This is a genomic window from Clostridium sulfidigenes (genome assembly GCF_052067195.1).
Classification (GTDB): domain Bacteria; phylum Bacillota; class Clostridia; order Clostridiales; family Clostridiaceae; genus Clostridium_J; species Clostridium_J sulfidigenes.
In genome coordinates this window covers 217,098-233,261 of the sequence record NZ_JBQHQR010000005.1, presented here as the reverse complement: position 1 = coordinate 233,261, position 16,164 = coordinate 217,098, and the positions used below count along the sequence as shown (strand labels likewise).

Below are 16,164 nucleotides of genomic sequence, written 5' to 3'. Positions count from 1 at the left end.
TTATATCTCCTCCTCTTCCATAATTTCTTGCTCAATCTGTTGTTTTTCATATATATCTTTATAAATTCCTGGCATATTTTTAAGCTCTTCATGTGTTCCTTCTTGAACAATTTTTCCTTGTTCTAGAACTATGATATTATGAGCATCTTTAATTGCTGAAATTCTATGAGATACTATAATAGAAGTTTTCTTCTTCATTACATCTTTTAAATTCTCAAGAATTATAGCCTCAGTTTTTGCATCTACTGCTGATAAACAATCATCTAAAATTAGGATATCGGGATCTTTAATAAGAGCTCTGGCTATAGAACATCTTTGTTTTTGCCCTCCTGAAAGAGTAGTTCCTCTTTCTCCCACTATAGTTTCAAACTTCTTTGGAAAGTCTATTATATTATCATAAATATCTGCCTTTTTAGTTGCATCATGTATTTTTTCAATATCTACTTCATGAAATGCAAGTCCTATATTTTCAGCTAAGCTAGTGGAAAATAAAAAAGGATCCTGTGATACAAACCCAATATTAGTTCTAAGACTATTTAAAGATATTCTATTTATATCTTTATCCCCTATAAAAATCTTTCCGTCTTCCACATTATAGAGTTTAAGCAATAAACTTATAAGAGTACTTTTACTGCTTCCAGTCTTACCCACAATCCCAAGAGTTTCTCCTTGCTTTACTCTTAAATTTATATTTTTAAGAGCTGGTGTTGTTGTATTATTATAGCTAAAAGTTAAATCCTTTATAACTATATCACCTTGTAATTTATCCACATATGATGTACAACAATCTACTATATCAGGTTTTGTATTTAAGACTTCTTCTATTCTTTCAAGGGATGCAAATCCTCTTTGTAAATTATTAATTACTTGTCCTATAGCCATCATTGGCCAAACTAAGTTTCCAAGATACATGTTAAAGGTCACAAAGTCCCCAAGAGATATTTTTCCCAAAACTACAAAAGTTCCCCCCACTACTATTAGTAATGCAAAGCTTAAGGATGAAATAAATTCTATCAAAGGAAAGAATACTCCCCAAATTCTTATAAATTCCATATTTACTTGAAAATTTTTATCATTCTCTTCTATGAACTTTTCATATTCCCTTTCTTCTTGAACAAAAGATTTAACTATTCTAATCCCTGAAAAATTTTCTTGAACTATATCTGTAAGTTTTGAAAAGCATCTTTGTACTTTTGTGAATTTTCTGTGTATTCTTTTGCCAAATTTCTGAGATACAAATGCTACAAAAGGAAGTGGGATTAATGATAACAAGGTAAGTGGTACATTAATAGTTAGCATAATAACAATAGTGGCAATAGTCAACACTACTGCATCAAAAAACATAATAACGCCGGGACCTAGTGCCATTCTTACAGCATTCAAGTCATTTGTTGCTAAAGCCATTAAATCTCCAGTTTTTCTTTCATTGTAAAAATTAGAAGATAACCCTTGTAGATGCTTAAAAAATTTACTTCTTATATCGTACTCTATTTTTCGTGAAGTACCATTTACATATATTCTCCACATAAATCTTCCAATAGCTATAACAGATGCTATAACTAATATATATACTATAGATTTAACTAAAGTAATTTTATTAGCACTTCCTAAGGCAAAACTATCTGTTAAAAAACCTAGAATTTTTGGTGGAACAAGTTGTAAAAAGTCTACTAGTATAAGAAAAAATATCCCTATAAAATATCGTTTCTTATATTTCTTTGCATACTTTAATAGTTCTTTAATTTTATCCATATTTTCCCCCCTAAATTATAAATCTCCCCTATAATTTTAGAAATAATTAATTTTCTACTACATATATAATACAAGAAATTACCTTTTATTTCAATATATTTAATTCGAAATACGAAACTTTTGTATGTTGAAATAGCTTCACTGTGTTACTAATTAAAAAGTCCCATAAGCTAATAAGCTTATGGAACCTTTTAATCATATAAATCTTTTTTTATTATCTTAAATACTTCTAATGCCTCTTCTATCTTTGATTTTAATAACTCTTTTTTATGTTCAAACTCTTCAGTTCCTTTATTTGTAATCCTATATATCTTCTGGGACTTTTTTTCTTCATCCCAACTACCTTCAATAAATCCTTGTTTCTCCAGTTTTTTAAGCAATGGATATATTCCACCTGTACTAGGTATCCAAAATCCATTAGTACGCTTTCCTATTTGATGAGATATATCATTTCCATTAGTAGGCCCCTGAACCAATATATATAATGTGTATATTGGCAATAATCCTTTAGTAAACACTTGGCCTACTGCTTCATTTTCTGTTTTTACCTTTCTAAGCTCTTGTAATTTTCTTTTATATTCTTCATAAAGTTTCTTTTCTTCAGCTTTTATATCATTTAGATCTCTCCCTAATTCATCCTCCACCATATCAACCTACTCCTTTTCATAGATAAGTACTCCTATGAATCCTGGTCCTGAATGAACACCTGATACTGGACTTAGATAACCCCCGAAATTTACGAAGTTAGCATTTTTATGAGCTTTAAATTTATCTAGCAATGTCATAGCCTCTGCTTCAGCTTCACCATGCATTATATGAATATCATATTTTTTATCATTTAATTTTGATACTACAATATCATAAATTTTATTTAAAGATTGTTTTCTTCCTCTAACCTTTGCATAAGTATAATACTCCCCTTCCTTATCTACACTTACAATTGGTTTAAGATTTAAAAATTGAGCTATAGTTCCAGCTACCTTTCCAATTCTTCCCCCTCTTATAAGATATTCTAAGGTTCCTATAACAAAGTATATATTTATTCTATCAGTTATTTTAGGAAGTTCTGATACTATTTCATCAAAACTTTTTCCTTGTTTAATCATTTCTGCTGACTCTTCAATAAGTATAGTTTCACCCTTAGATATAGACTTAGAATCATGTACATAGGTCTTAATCTCAGGATGATCCTCTGATATTAGTTTAATGGCATTATTAAACCCTGATAGTTTTGAAGAAATTGTTACTACTATTGCGTGAGTATATCCTTCTTTTTTTAATTCATCATACATTTCCTCCATATCTCTCATGGATGGTAATGAAGTGGTTGGTGCATTAGTTTCTAAAGTATCATATACATATTTAGATGTAATATCTACTCCATCACTATACTCCTTATCCCTATATATTATTTTAAAAGGTAATACCTTTACATTATACTTATCAACTATATCCTTAGTAATGTCACTAGCACTGTCAGTAATTAAAGCTATTTTTTCCATATTTATCACTCCTATATCTGTTCTATTATTATTATATATCAGTAATGAGTACATTATCAATAGTGATATATCAGAAGTGATAATATTATATGCAATTTTATTAAATTTAATTATTTTTTATTGATAATTTATTTGTAAAATTAAATTCTATGAACTTCTTCCTTAATAGAATTTAAAATCTCATCTAAACTCTCATTCTCCACAAGTACACCATCTACCCTGGCAATGTATTTGTGACTGCATAAATTACACGCACCTATACACATATTTTCTGTTATTTTATTCTCATCACCAATAACTTTTTTTAATTCCTCTACTAATTTTTCTTGTCCCTCATTACATTTGCATGTACTAATCTTCTTCCCCATGTTTTTTTAATCCTTTCAACCTTTATTCATAAATTATATAATTATTATATACTATAGTCCTTTATTTACAACCTGCATTAAAGTTTTTTTCACGGAAAATTATAGGCGTATACTATAAAGTACACGCCTTATTTTGCATTATATAATTATTTATTATTCATAGCACTGTATATAGTTTCTACATTGTATTTTAAAACATCAGAAAAAGATTTTCCGTCCTCGTTACTATGTAGAGTATATATTTGTTTAGTCTGCGCTCCCACTTCTTTAGCTAAAGTATCTGAAAGCTGAGTACTAATTAATTCTTCAACAAAAATAGTTTTTATATTATTCCCTTTACAATATTCCATAAGATTTTGTAATTCCTTTGGTGATGGTTCTCCTTCTGCAAAAACTCCCTCTATGCTCTTTTGTGTAAGACCAAAATCTCTACATAAATAACCAAAAGTTGCATGACCTGTAACAAAATTCTTATTAGCTAGTTCTTTAAACTTTGGATTATATTCCTTAATTATATTATCTATTTTTTCATTAAACTTTTTAAGGTTTTCTTCATAATACTCTTTATTTTTAGCATCCTTTTCTACCAAAGCATTTTTAATATTTTCACCTTGAATCTTTGCTTCACTTAACCCAAGCCAAGTATGAGGATCCTTTCCTGAATGATTATGTCCTTCATCTTCTTCATGTTCTTCAGATTCTTCATCAGCATTTATAAGTTCCACATCTTTGCTAGCTTCTACAACTATTAGTTCTTTTCCACTTATAGCTGCTTCTACATCCTCAATCCATGATTCCATGCCAGCTCCATTATAAATAAATATATCAGCTTCTTCTATGGCCTTCATATCCTTAGCTTTAATGTCAAAGTCATGGGGTTCCATAGCTTCTGGTATAACACTTTCTATGCTAACCTTATCTCCCCCTATCTCCTCAGTTAAAGCCTGCATACCATAAAAGGAAGTAACAATATTTATTGTGTTATCCTTTTCTTCATTATTCTTTGACTCTCTATTAGAACATGCTGTTAACATAACTACTATCAAAGTTAATGCTCCTAAAACCTTTAATTTCTTCATAATTTTCTCTCCTTCAATTGAAAATGATTTTCATAAGTAGTATAATTATATCATATTCGATTTTATTATCAACACTGACCTACAACTATTATGTACTAGGTCAGTGTTAATAATTTGCATATATTACATTTTTAAATATTGTCATATTAATTAAAAATCATTCACTCATAGATAATTTTTATTTTATTTTATTTAAACTATAGCTATAATATGTAAAATTATGGCTAGACTTATAATTGTAGAAAGGAGCAACACTAATGATCAAAATTAAAGACCTATGTTTTTCATATAATAATTCTAAGCCCTATATTATTGATAATCTTTCACTAAACATAGATAAAGAAAGCTATGTATCCATAATTGGTGCTAATGGTAGCTGTAAAAGCACCTTAATAAAGTTGATTTTAAATCTACTTACTCCTCAAAAGGGAAGTATTAATTTAACCTCTAAAAAAATTGGGTATGTTCCTCAGATTGTCGAAAGTTTTAATAGTTCTTTTCCTATAACTGTTTGGGAAATGCTTAATGCCCATAGAAATGTTCTTAAAATTAAAGATAAAGAGTCAATCACTGAAGCCTTAAAGAAAGTGGATATGCTTGAGTATAAAAATTCTCTTATTGGAAACTTATCTGGAGGCCAAAAACAAAAGATTTTTATTGCAAGGGCTATATTAGCAAATGAAGATATATTAATTTTAGATGAACCTTCCACTGGAGTTGATAGTAAAAGCATGAAAGAGATTTATGGGCTTATAGCCTCTTTAAATAAAAAGAATGGAGTTACCGTTATATCTGTAGAGCATAACTTAGAAACAGCTCTTCAAAATTCATCCCATATCCTTACCATGGAGAATGGCTTTGGAACTCTATATACATCTGAAGAGTACATAAGGAGGATTTCTAATGTTTCAATATGAATTTATGCAAAATGCCTTTTTAGCAGCCATATTCATATCCATACTATGTCCTATGGTTGGAGTATTTTTAGTGCTTAAAAGACATTCTATGATGGGTGATACCTTGGCTCACTCTGCCTTTGCTGGTGTTGCTATAGGACTAGTAATGGGATTTAATCCTATAATTTGTGCATTTATATTTACAACCATATGTGGTTTATCCATAGAGTTTCTTAGAGACTACTACAAAAAATATGCAGAACTTATTCTTTCTATAGTTTTGACCTTTAGTGTTGGTATAGGAATTACCCTTATAAGCACTGGAAAAGCTTCCGGAAACGTCAATAGCTATTTATTTGGAAGCATACTAACCGTTACTAAGGCAGATTTAATTATTATGGTTATTCTTAGTTGTATATCTATCCTAGTTATATACTTTTTATATGATAAGCTTCTATATACTACCTTCGATGAAGAAGGCGCTAAAATTTCTGGTATAAATGTAAAAGCAGTAAACTATATATTTTCTTTACTTGTTGGTGCTACCATTTCTGTCTCTATACGTATAATGGGTATCCTTGTAATGTCGTCAATGATTGCACTACCTGTAGCTACAGCTCTTCAACTAGATAAAGGCTTTAAACCCACTCTATTACTGTCTATCCTTTTTGGGTTTATAGATATAATATTAGGTCTTATTTTTTCATATATACTAAATTGTGCTCCTGGAGGTACTATAGCCTTAACCTCTGTTGTTATATTAATAATAATTATTATATTTAAATCTACTTTTAAATCTAGAAATTAAAATATAAATAGCTATAATCTTAAAAAATTAAGATTATAGCTATTTAATATAATAATTATAAATCTAACCATTTTATATTAATGTTTTTAAATATCCTTTAATTTCTTCTGTAGTAAATGCAGCATCTACAGAATCCATGTATATCTTTTTATAGTCTTCATAAGTCATATTTACAACCTTACCTATACTTTCACACTCACCAGTTACATTAGTAGCAGAAACAGTTCTATTGTCAGTATTAAAAGAAACTCTTATACCCTCTTTATAAAATTTAAATAATGGATGTTCTTCATAACTTTTAACAGCCTTTGTCTGCATATTACTAGTTGGACACATTTCTAAGGTTACATTATTTTCTTTAACTAAGTCATAGGCTTCCTTAAGATCTCTTATTGCTACTCCATGACCTATTCTCTCTGCTTTAAGTAGTTTTATAGCATCTACCACATTTACTCCTATGCCTGTTTCTCCTGCATGTATAGTAACTCTATAGCCATATTCTCTAGCTACCTTTATTACATCTACAAACTCCTTAGCAAAACCTTCATTTTCTGCTCCACAAAGATCTATAGCCACTACACCTTTTCCTAAGAATTTCTTTCCTGCTTCAACTACTGTAGATGCACTATTTGCACCATTATGTCTTAAGCAAGATAAGATTAAATTAGCCTTTATATTAAAGTCTTTTTCACCTTGTCTAATTCCCTCTAATACACTTTCAATAACTTCTTCTAATGTTAATCCCTTTTCTGTATGTAAAGTCGGTGCATACCTAATTTCTAAATACTTTACATTTTCTTCAGCTGCATCTTCTAAAAGTTCATAGGTAATCCTTCTTAAACTTTCTTTACTTTGCATTATCTTTATTGGAATATTAAATCTATCTAAATATTCCACTAGTGATTTACACTCTAATGGAGCTTCTAATAATTTCCTCAATTGTTCTAAATCATAAGTTGGTATTTCTATATTTTCTTTTGTAGCTATATCTAATATAGTTTTGGGTCTAACACTTCCATCTAAGTGACAATGTAATTCTATTTTTGGCAATGCTTTAAAGTCCATAACTCATACCCCTTTCTATTTTGTTGTATATTATCATATTCTTCTTTAAATATCAACCAGTTAGTTAAATTATACTAAAATTAAAGTTAAATTACTACATTTTAGTAATCATTACATTTTACTTATAGAAATTCTCTATACTAATTTCAATATATTGACTTACACTGTTAATTTATATACTATATGTTATGGAGATATAGTCACTATAAGGAGGCAACACTGTGAAAAAAAATAAAAAACTTACAATTTCAATGATAACCCTTTTAATACTTGTTATCACCTATTTTGCATTTTTCAGAGGATTAACTCCAGAGATTTTAAGAAATTACATAGGTGGTTTTGGCTACTTAGCACCATTTATTTATATATTATGTTTTACTATACTTCCAATCGCTTTTTTCCCTGTACCTATCTTAGCCCTTGCTGCAGGACTTCTATTTGGATTTCTTCCTGGCACCATATATACCTTAATTGGAGCAGTTTTAAATAGTGCCATAATGTTTTTAATGGCTAAAGTCCTAGCAAAGGATGCTGTTACTAATTTACTCCAAAGAAAGCTTCCTGAAAACTGGAGCAGCTTCTTATTTAATTTAGATGAAAAAAAAGGCTTTGGAATTATATTTATTCTAAGGTTAATACCAGCCATGCCGTACAATTTAATTAATTATGGTGCTGGATTAACATCAATAAAGTTCAGTTCCTATATGTTAGCTACTATCCTTGGAATTCTTCCAGGTACCTTAGTATTTTTGAACATTGGAAATCAAGCTTTGAATATCCATAACCCAGCATTTATGGTATCAATTATACTTCTAATATTGCTGACGATTTTCTCTTTAATCCTTGGAAAAAAGATAGGAAAAACTAATTCTTAAAATAAACCTCATATGAAATTCCCCATAACATTTAACTATATAATATAAAAAATAAGGATATCAATTAAATAATTGACTCCTTATTTTTTATCTTTATAATTCTATCAGAAAAAATAATCCTTCCATCCCCTAAAGTAGTAATTTCACCTAAGTATTCATCAATACAAGGTATATTAGTTAATATATTTAAGTTTTCTGTTTTGTCTACTAAAGCTATACTTCCTTTAAATATAAAAGCTATTCTACTACTCATAGAAAAAGCATCTTCTTTTTCATGAGTGATCATAATGGTAGTAATTCTAAACTGTCTTTGTATCTTCATTATATAGTCTTTTATATAATGCTTTAAATTATTATCTAACCCTGTAAAGGGCTCATCAAGCAAAAGTACCTTAGGGTCTATAGCTAAAGCTCTCATTAATGATATTAACTGTTGTTGTCCCCCAGAAAGTTGATGGGGGTACTTTTTCATATGTTCACTCATGTTAAAAAACTCAACAAGAAATTTGACCTTATCATCAATATATTTCCTTGGAAACTTTCTCATTTTTAATCCAAACTCTACATTTTCTCTTACCGTCATATGTGGAAAAAGTTGATTTCCTTGGTGTACCATTACTACATTTCTTTTTTCCATAGGTAAATAGTTAATAATCTCACCATCTAATCTAAGCTCTCCCTCATTAGGTAATATAGCCCCTGTAATAGTCTTAAAAATTGTAGACTTTCCTGCCCCACTAGGACCTAATATAGAGAAAAACTCTCCATCTTCAATAGTTAAATTAATATTTTTTAGAATTTCCTTATTACCAATAGAAAAATATATGTTTTTAAGCTCTATCTTACTCATATTTAACCCATCTCCCTATATTTATCATCACTGTACTTCTTTGTTATATATGAACTCATTATCATTACTATTACTCCATGGAGTATATACATTAATGTATATACCGAAGCTATATTTCTGTTAGAATTTCCTATATACGGTGTCATAATCATAGAAAAATTAACATGGCTATTATCTCCAATAAACATGTTTATGAAATACTGAGAGTAAGATATAATAAATGCCATAAAAAAACTTGATGCATACCCTTGAGCATATAGTGGTATATTCACATATTTAAATGCTTGCCAAAAAGATGCACCCAATCCTCGAGCTGTAAGCTCATCTCCTATACCCCAAACAGTATAATAGGAATATATTAATTTAAATGCATAGGGTAAGGAAAAATAAATATGTAACACTAAAACAGCAATACTACAAGAAGTAAAATAGTTTAGAAATAATTTATGACTTCCTAAACATATACTTATTACTGGTAATAACATAGGTAAATAAAAAATGCTTTCCAATGTAACTTTATACTTTATATGGGTAGTTATAAAAAATCTTGCAGCCATGATACTTAAAACTAAAGATATTAATGCTACTTCTATAGAAAAGAAAATAGACTTTATTCCAATAAACCAATCTCCTGATGTAAAAAAGTATTTAAAACCATCTAGTGTAAAAGTATTAGGTAAAATATCCGTTGCTTTCCAACTTTTAAAAAAGACCCAAACTATCATAGATATTATAGGAAGTACTAAAAATATAAGTATAGAAAATATGAATACACTTTTAATCCACCTTCTCACTCCCTTACCTCCTCTTGTCCATTATCCTTTATCATTTTATAATAAAGCACACATAATATTAAAGATATTATGATCATTATCATATTTATAGCCATTCCATATATTCTATTGGATAAATCTGCATTTAGGTAGGTTTTATAAGCATAAACCCCTATAGAAATTGGGTTTGATGGTCCTAGATAGTAAAAACCTTCATAAGTAAACATATTAAAATTAAATATTACTAAAAATGAAGTAAATATAGCTCTCTTAGCTAAAGGTAAAAGAATTTTTATTATATACTGAAATCTTGTACATCCTAAGTTCTGTGCTATAAACCTATAATTTTTATTTACTTTCATAAAAATAGGAACAACACTAAATGCTATGAAAGGCATACCTTTAAAAATATTTAAAAGTATTACTGCTATTCCCTTGGAGTTAAAAATTAAATTTATATTTATATTAGAAAATCCTAATAATGATATTATGTGAAATAGTAAGCCCTTATCACTATAAGTTGTATATATAAGAACTGCCGCTGCCACATAGGAGAGTAGAATTGGCAATCTATATAAAACATTTATAAATTTATTCCTTGATTTTGATATGTAATATCCTAGGTAACTACCTAAAACTGTAGCAATTACTGAAGATACTAAGGATATTTTAAAACTATAGTATAAACTATTTAAAAAAACAGGATCTGAAAATAACTCTTTATAATATTTAAATGTAAAGTTATTAAAGGAAAGCTCAGGAATATATCCTAAGCTTTCCATAAAGGTATTGATAATAACAAACATAGTAATTACAACTATCACAGATAAAGATGGAATAATCATTAATCCACCTTTAACCTTTTGTCTCTGCTTATTATTTATCAAAAAGAATCACATCCTCCCATACCTTTTCTATAATTACCACTAAGTCTGATTTTAATTCTGCTTGTTGATGCTTTGAAAGTTCTTCATATCTTAGAATTGTATGCTCATACTCTTTATCTGGAGTAAGCTTCTCATCAAGTTCCTTCTGTTGTTCCTCACTTAACTTATTGTACTCAATAGATGGTAAATCAGCCCATCCTCTTAAGTCTGCTTTAGACATCTGCATTTCAGCTGATAAGGCAGCATTAATTACCTTTAATGCTCCATCTACATTAGATGCATTAGCTGCAATGGCTAAATAATGTGTATTAAATGGAGTTCCTTTATCCCATACAAAGGATTTAGTAGACACAGGCCAACTTTTATCCATTACTTTACTTAAAGCTTTATTAGCATTGTAATCCATGGCAATATCAACTTCACCATCTTGATATAAACCATCTAGTTGAGCAGAATCTGTAGGGTAAACCTCCCCTTTTTTCCATAGATAAGGCTCAATCCCTTTAAGGTATTCTAATGCAGGTGCCATAGCTTCTTTAACTGCATCATAATCTGTTGGTAAATCTTTCAGATTATCATAACCAATAATATCATAAAGTACTGTTCTAACAAAGGCTGAGCCAGTAAAATCACTAGCCTGAGGATATGTAAATCTACCAGGATTCTTTGTTACATACTCTTTTAACTTTTCTGCATTAGTCGGTGGTATATTTATCTTATCGCTATCATAATTTAATACAAATTGAGCTGTTCCCCAAGGCGCTTCATATCCTTCTGTAGGATACCCAAAATCCTTATTTGCAGCATCACCTTCTAAGTCTATATACCTTTGTGCATTTTCTAATTTATCTAAAAAAGGTCCATACAAAAGCTCATTTTCCTTAGCATAATGGAAATTTTCACCATTTATCCATATAATATCAATAGTCCCTTTTTCTGTAGAACTTTTTTCATTAGTAAGTTTCAGTAAAATTTCATCAATATTCATAGGAATACGATTTAAAGTAATATTGTAGTCCTCTTTTACATAAACTGCCAATTCCTTATCAATCCAAGTGTTAACTCTTTCATCTCCACCCCATCCATATAAGTTTACCACTTCAGCTTTATCATTTTTCTTACCACAGGCTACAAGTCCAAAAACAAGTATTATGGAAAGAATTATCAAAAGTATTGATTTTAATTTCCTATTTTTCATTGTTACCTCCTAATACTTTAATTGCCATATATAGTCTTTGTACTGCTGTATATAAAATTAACACGGCATAAATAAATGCTAATATTTTCATATGAGAATAAAAGATTATCATAAAGGTAAACATTATAAACCCTTCAGTTCTTTCCATTAATCCAACTTGATAATGAAAACTTTTTATACCTGTATTTTCTAAGAGCATTCCACTAGTCAAAAATACCGTCATAGATAAAATTATAGTGCAAGCTAATATCATTAAGGTAAAGGTTGCCTCATTACATACTATAGCAAAGGATATTATATATGAAATTTCAACTAATCTATCAAGCCATATATCTAATAATGTACCTACCTCTGAAACCTTACCGCTTTGTCTTGCCATAGAACCATCTACAGCATCTAAAAATCCAGAAATCCATAATAAAATTATTGATAAAATAAACTTACCAAAGGAAAATGAAACAGCTCCTACAATTCCAACAATAGCAGCAATAATAGTTATATGTGTTGGCATGAAACCGATTTTAAGAAAACTTCTTCCGATTTTATCAAATATTCTATCAAAATATTTTCTTCCCCTTGTATCTAACATTATCAATCTTACCTCTTACTCTTCCTTACAGAATTATACCTATTCTTCCAAGACCCATTAGCCTTTGTTTCCCATAATAATTCTAAAATATGATATGCTTCAAAACTATTTTTTCTAAAAGTATCTACACAAGAACTGCAGTATGTCACTATTTCTTTGGATGGTGCTTGTTTTGCACGAATTTCAAATAGCTTTTGACCTTTTTCTGGATATAAAGTCATAATCATATCTTTTTTCCCACAACAAATTGTTCTATCCCTATTATTAGGGAACTCTAATATATCTACTCCTAGTTTATTTAATATATTTCTTGCAGCAACAGCATTCTCTAAATAACCTCTTATTGGACAAGGATCATGTAAGGATAATTTTCTTCCTTTATATATATTATATTTATTTTTGGGGATTATCTCATCTAAAACTGTCCATGCTGATATTATTTCACAATTGCTATTTTCAACCAAAGTATTTTGGCAATTAGGACATAAAGTATAAATTTTCTTTACTCCATTTTTCTCAAAAGCCTTATTTAAAAACTGTTTTCTTTTCTCATAAGGTTTTCCCCCATCTATATGAAGTGAAGGTTTTCCACAGCACATAGTACTTAATTTTAAATCAGGTATCTGTGTTTTTAAAAGTTCATAGGTTTTCATCACTATTTCTTCTCCCATAGATAAAATAGCACACCCTGGCCAAAATACATTTTCTCCTGGTGAAAGCTCAATAAATAGTGAACTAAAACTAAGAAGTTGATGAGTTTTTATGCTTATTTTCCCCTTAACCATCCTCTTATAACACTACCTTTCTATGCATAAAAATAAGAGGTACTATTGACCCCTATTTCATATCCTTTTATTTCAACAAAAAAAGTATAGCTTTAATAATAATTATTGTCAATAAGTATAGCTATCTCTAATACACCTATTACTTTCAATTTAATTTCCCTATTTGATTTTAATGTATCCTTTATATATAATAACTTTGGTAATAGAAACCAATATAATAAATATATTAATTTACTTACGGAGGGATATAAAATGAAAAAGAAACTTACTCTTCTACTTGCTCTTTGCTTAATTATCTCAACTATGCTTATGGGATGTAGTAAATCAAAGGATACTTCAAAAGAAGGCGAAGAAAAACAATATCAATATTATACAGCTGAACAATTAAAAACTGCTATTGAAAATAAAGATGATATTTATTTAATAGATATACAGCCAAAAGAAGATTACGATGCACATCATATTGTTGGTACTGTTCCAACTTATGCTTATCCAGCAGATACTGATGATTTAAGATCTAAAATAGATGTTACCTTAGATGAAATTAATAAAACAGATAAGCCAATAATAGTTGTTTGCCCAGGTGGTGGCGGTGGTGCTAAAAACACTATTGATTACTTAACAACTAAAAGTGTGGATGCAAAGAGAATGTTTATATTAGAAAAAGGCCAAAAAGGTTGGCCATATGATGAATTATTAGAAAAATAACTTTTATTATAAAATGCAGAGTGAATTTTAACTCTGCATTTTATTTTTTACTTTTCTTTTGTCTCTCATTATATATCTGTTTAAACATAAATACTAATACAGTTATTGCAAAAAGTATTAATAACGCCGTAACAATCATTTGAGCTCCACCAGTTAACATACCACCTATATAGGAATAAACAACAGTTGCTGGTAATTGTCCAATCCCTGTAGCCACTATAAATTCTAAAAATCCCATAGATGTTAGTCCTGCTGCATAGGATATAAAATCAAAGGATACAAAAGGCAATAATCTACATACTAAAATTGTATGTTTACCATACTTTTCAAAGAACCCATCCACACTTGCCATTGCATATTTACTAGTAAGTTTTTCAACAGCATCTCGTCCAAGAATTCTTCCAATATAAAAACACAAAGCTGCTCCTGTCATAGAACTAATCCATGATAATAGAGCACCCTTCCACCATCCAAAAATAGCAGCATTGGCAAAGGTTATTAGAAATGCCGGCAAGGGTGCTGCTACTGATTGAAACACCATTAGTAAAAATGAAACTAATACTGCATATATTCCAAAGGATCTTATATATCCAGCCACAGACTCAATACTCATAGAGCGGAATAACATAAAGATACCATTTACTTTTGAATTGAAAGTTGGTATGAAAAAATATGCTAAACCTAGTGATACTATAATAATTAATATTAAGATTTTTCCTAAATTTCTTTTTTTGTGTGTCAATTTCTTTTCCATAACATACTCCTTACTTTAACTATGTATATTTATCCATAGAAAATCATATTTACTTATTATCTTTTTTGTATCATATATAATATCCAAGCTATTCAGTAATTTGTATTATTTCTTGTATTAGATATAATGTTTTTCTATTGTAATAAAGTATTCTTTGATATCAAAGAATACTTTATTTTATAATATTAACTTTATGATATTAGTTTTCAACTTCCTCTACCGCACACCATCTATAGTATGATTCATCATAATTTAGAGAATTTTCAAATCCACACATTTCAAGAATTAACTGCATATATGCAGAACGAATACCTGCTGTGCAATAGGTTACTATCTTATCACTTTTTGACAATCCTGATGTTTCAAATATTTTTGTTAAATCATCATTTGACTTTAAATTTCCTTCTTCATTAAATAAATCTGTGTATTTAATGTGTATTGCCCCTGGTAAATGACCACCTTTTGCCTCACCATACAAGGTCTTTCCTTCATACTCTTCATCAGCACGAACATCTACTACCTTTACATTTTCATATTCTTTTTTTAAAGCATCAGTGTTAATTAAATGAGTATCATCAATAGCCTCAATTTTTACATCTGCTAGCTCCGGTGTAGCAATCTCCTTTACTACCGGTAACCCTGCTGATACCATAGCATCGTATCCACCATCAACCATTTTAACATTATCATAGCCTGCTGCTACAAGCTCCCATAAAATTCTTCCGTCATCGCCCCATCCATTTTTAGCCGCTGCAAAAATAATAATCTCTTTATCTTTATCAATACCAAGGTTACTTAGCTTTTTACTTAACTCTTCTGGTTCTAGAATAGTACCCCACATCTCATCTCCAGTTTTGCTATCTTCAACTTTAGCAATAGACTGCCATGCCATAGCCATTGCTCCTTGAATAGTTCCTTTTTTTGCAGTTTCTTCACCCCTTGCATCAATGAGAAGTAGATTTTCTTTTTCTAAACTTTCTTTTACATATGAAACATCTACTATGTACTTACCTTTAAAACTAACCTTTTCTTCAACTTGAGCTCCTTTTGAAGAATTTGTTTCTGGTTTTACTTCTTCTTTTTTACCACAACCAACCAAGGAAATAGTAGTAGTTAGCATTAAGCTCATAGCTAATAATAATGCCTTTTTTCTCATATTAATTCCCCCCATATAGTTTTACTATTTCATTTACCTACATAAATATAGCAAAGGCACTATTTATAGTCAAAATTTATTTAATATACTTATAGTTTTCTTATTTTCTATTTGAAATA

General features: G+C 29.3%; 18 protein-coding genes. 4 read left to right on the top strand and 14 right to left on the bottom strand.

The genetic code is table 11. From position 1 onward, the window contains the following. The 5 genes from ACTNBA_RS08320 to ACTNBA_RS08300 form a co-directional block, all read right to left on the bottom strand. Complete coding sequence (locus ACTNBA_RS08320; RefSeq protein WP_441073370.1) at positions 1-1,752, bottom strand: ABC transporter ATP-binding protein; 1,752 nt, start codon at positions 1,750-1,752, stop codon at positions 1-3. Between the two features lie 191 nt (positions 1,753-1,943). Next, positions 1,944-2,399, bottom strand: a complete 456-nt coding sequence (locus tag ACTNBA_RS08315; protein WP_441073369.1) for a PadR family transcriptional regulator — start codon at positions 2,397-2,399, stop codon at positions 1,944-1,946. A gap of 6 nt (positions 2,400-2,405) precedes the next feature. Then, complete coding sequence (locus tag ACTNBA_RS08310) at positions 2,406-3,254, bottom strand: DegV family protein (RefSeq protein ID WP_441073368.1); 849 nt, start codon at positions 3,252-3,254, stop codon at positions 2,406-2,408. A gap of 140 nt (positions 3,255-3,394) precedes the next feature. Beyond that, positions 3,395-3,622 (bottom strand): DUF1450 domain-containing protein, encoded by a 228-nt coding sequence (locus tag ACTNBA_RS08305; RefSeq protein ID WP_150844443.1) that lies wholly within the window; start codon positions 3,620-3,622, stop codon positions 3,395-3,397. 146 nt (positions 3,623-3,768) lie between these two features. Then, the gene (locus ACTNBA_RS08300) at positions 3,769-4,701 is read right to left on the bottom strand and encodes a metal ABC transporter solute-binding protein, Zn/Mn family (RefSeq protein WP_441073367.1); all 933 of its coding nucleotides are present in this window, start codon (positions 4,699-4,701) and stop codon (positions 3,769-3,771) included. Between the two features lie 257 nt (positions 4,702-4,958). Between ACTNBA_RS08300 and ACTNBA_RS08295 the strand changes: the two genes are divergently transcribed. After that, positions 4,959-5,618 (top strand): metal ABC transporter ATP-binding protein, encoded by a 660-nt coding sequence (locus ACTNBA_RS08295; protein ID WP_035135576.1) that lies wholly within the window; start codon positions 4,959-4,961, stop codon positions 5,616-5,618. After that, complete coding sequence (locus tag ACTNBA_RS08290; RefSeq protein ID WP_441073366.1) at positions 5,605-6,405, top strand: metal ABC transporter permease; 801 nt, start codon at positions 5,605-5,607, stop codon at positions 6,403-6,405. The genes ACTNBA_RS08295 and ACTNBA_RS08290 overlap by 14 nt, the downstream gene beginning before the upstream one ends. Positions 6,406-6,477: 72 nt before the next feature. On the opposite strand, the gene add is transcribed toward ACTNBA_RS08290, so the two are convergent. Further along, entirely contained in the window at positions 6,478-7,470 is a 993-nt protein-coding gene (add, locus tag ACTNBA_RS08285) for an adenosine deaminase (RefSeq protein ID WP_441073364.1), read from the bottom strand. A gap of 221 nt (positions 7,471-7,691) precedes the next feature. Between add and ACTNBA_RS08280 the strand changes: the two genes are divergently transcribed. Continuing rightward, positions 7,692-8,345, top strand: a complete 654-nt coding sequence (locus ACTNBA_RS08280) for a TVP38/TMEM64 family protein (RefSeq protein ID WP_441073363.1) — start codon at positions 7,692-7,694, stop codon at positions 8,343-8,345. Positions 8,346-8,409: 64 nt separating this feature from the next. On the opposite strand, the gene ACTNBA_RS08275 is transcribed toward ACTNBA_RS08280, so the two are convergent. From ACTNBA_RS08275 to ACTNBA_RS08250, 6 genes are read right to left on the bottom strand one after another with little or no spacing between them, the layout of a single operon-like run. Then, entirely contained in the window at positions 8,410-9,195 is a 786-nt protein-coding gene (locus ACTNBA_RS08275) for an ABC transporter ATP-binding protein (protein WP_441073362.1), read from the bottom strand. A 2-nt stretch (positions 9,196-9,197) separates the two neighbouring features. After that, positions 9,198-9,989, bottom strand: a complete 792-nt coding sequence (locus ACTNBA_RS08270) for an ABC transporter permease (RefSeq protein WP_441073361.1) — start codon at positions 9,987-9,989, stop codon at positions 9,198-9,200. Next, the gene (locus ACTNBA_RS08265; protein ID WP_441073360.1) at positions 9,986-10,855 is read right to left on the bottom strand and encodes an ABC transporter permease; all 870 of its coding nucleotides are present in this window, start codon (positions 10,853-10,855) and stop codon (positions 9,986-9,988) included. The genes ACTNBA_RS08270 and ACTNBA_RS08265 overlap by 4 nt, the downstream gene beginning before the upstream one ends. After that, complete coding sequence (locus tag ACTNBA_RS08260; RefSeq protein WP_441073359.1) at positions 10,845-12,053, bottom strand: ABC transporter substrate-binding protein; 1,209 nt, start codon at positions 12,051-12,053, stop codon at positions 10,845-10,847. The genes ACTNBA_RS08265 and ACTNBA_RS08260 overlap by 11 nt, the downstream gene beginning before the upstream one ends. Continuing rightward, on the bottom strand, positions 12,043-12,642 hold the full coding sequence (locus ACTNBA_RS08255) for a CDP-alcohol phosphatidyltransferase family protein (protein ID WP_441073358.1): 600 nt from the start codon (positions 12,640-12,642) through the stop codon (positions 12,043-12,045). The genes ACTNBA_RS08260 and ACTNBA_RS08255 overlap by 11 nt, the downstream gene beginning before the upstream one ends. Before the next feature lie 8 nt (positions 12,643-12,650). Continuing rightward, a complete protein-coding gene (locus ACTNBA_RS08250; RefSeq protein ID WP_035135565.1) occupies positions 12,651-13,427 on the bottom strand; it encodes a heterodisulfide reductase-related iron-sulfur binding cluster in 777 nt (258 codons plus the stop codon). Between the two features lie 252 nt (positions 13,428-13,679). On the opposite strand from ACTNBA_RS08250, the gene ACTNBA_RS08245 reads away from it, so the two are divergent. Continuing rightward, positions 13,680-14,135 (top strand): rhodanese-like domain-containing protein, encoded by a 456-nt coding sequence (locus tag ACTNBA_RS08245; RefSeq protein ID WP_150844433.1) that lies wholly within the window; start codon positions 13,680-13,682, stop codon positions 14,133-14,135. 40 nt (positions 14,136-14,175) lie between these two features. On the opposite strand, the gene ACTNBA_RS08240 is transcribed toward ACTNBA_RS08245, so the two are convergent. Together ACTNBA_RS08240 and ACTNBA_RS08235 are read right to left on the bottom strand one after the other, a co-directional pair. After that, complete coding sequence (locus ACTNBA_RS08240) at positions 14,176-14,889, bottom strand: TVP38/TMEM64 family protein (RefSeq protein ID WP_441073357.1); 714 nt, start codon at positions 14,887-14,889, stop codon at positions 14,176-14,178. A gap of 199 nt (positions 14,890-15,088) precedes the next feature. Next, on the bottom strand, positions 15,089-16,045 hold the full coding sequence (locus ACTNBA_RS08235) for a sulfurtransferase (RefSeq protein WP_441073356.1): 957 nt from the start codon (positions 16,043-16,045) through the stop codon (positions 15,089-15,091). Between the last annotated feature and the right edge of the window lie 119 nt (positions 16,046-16,164).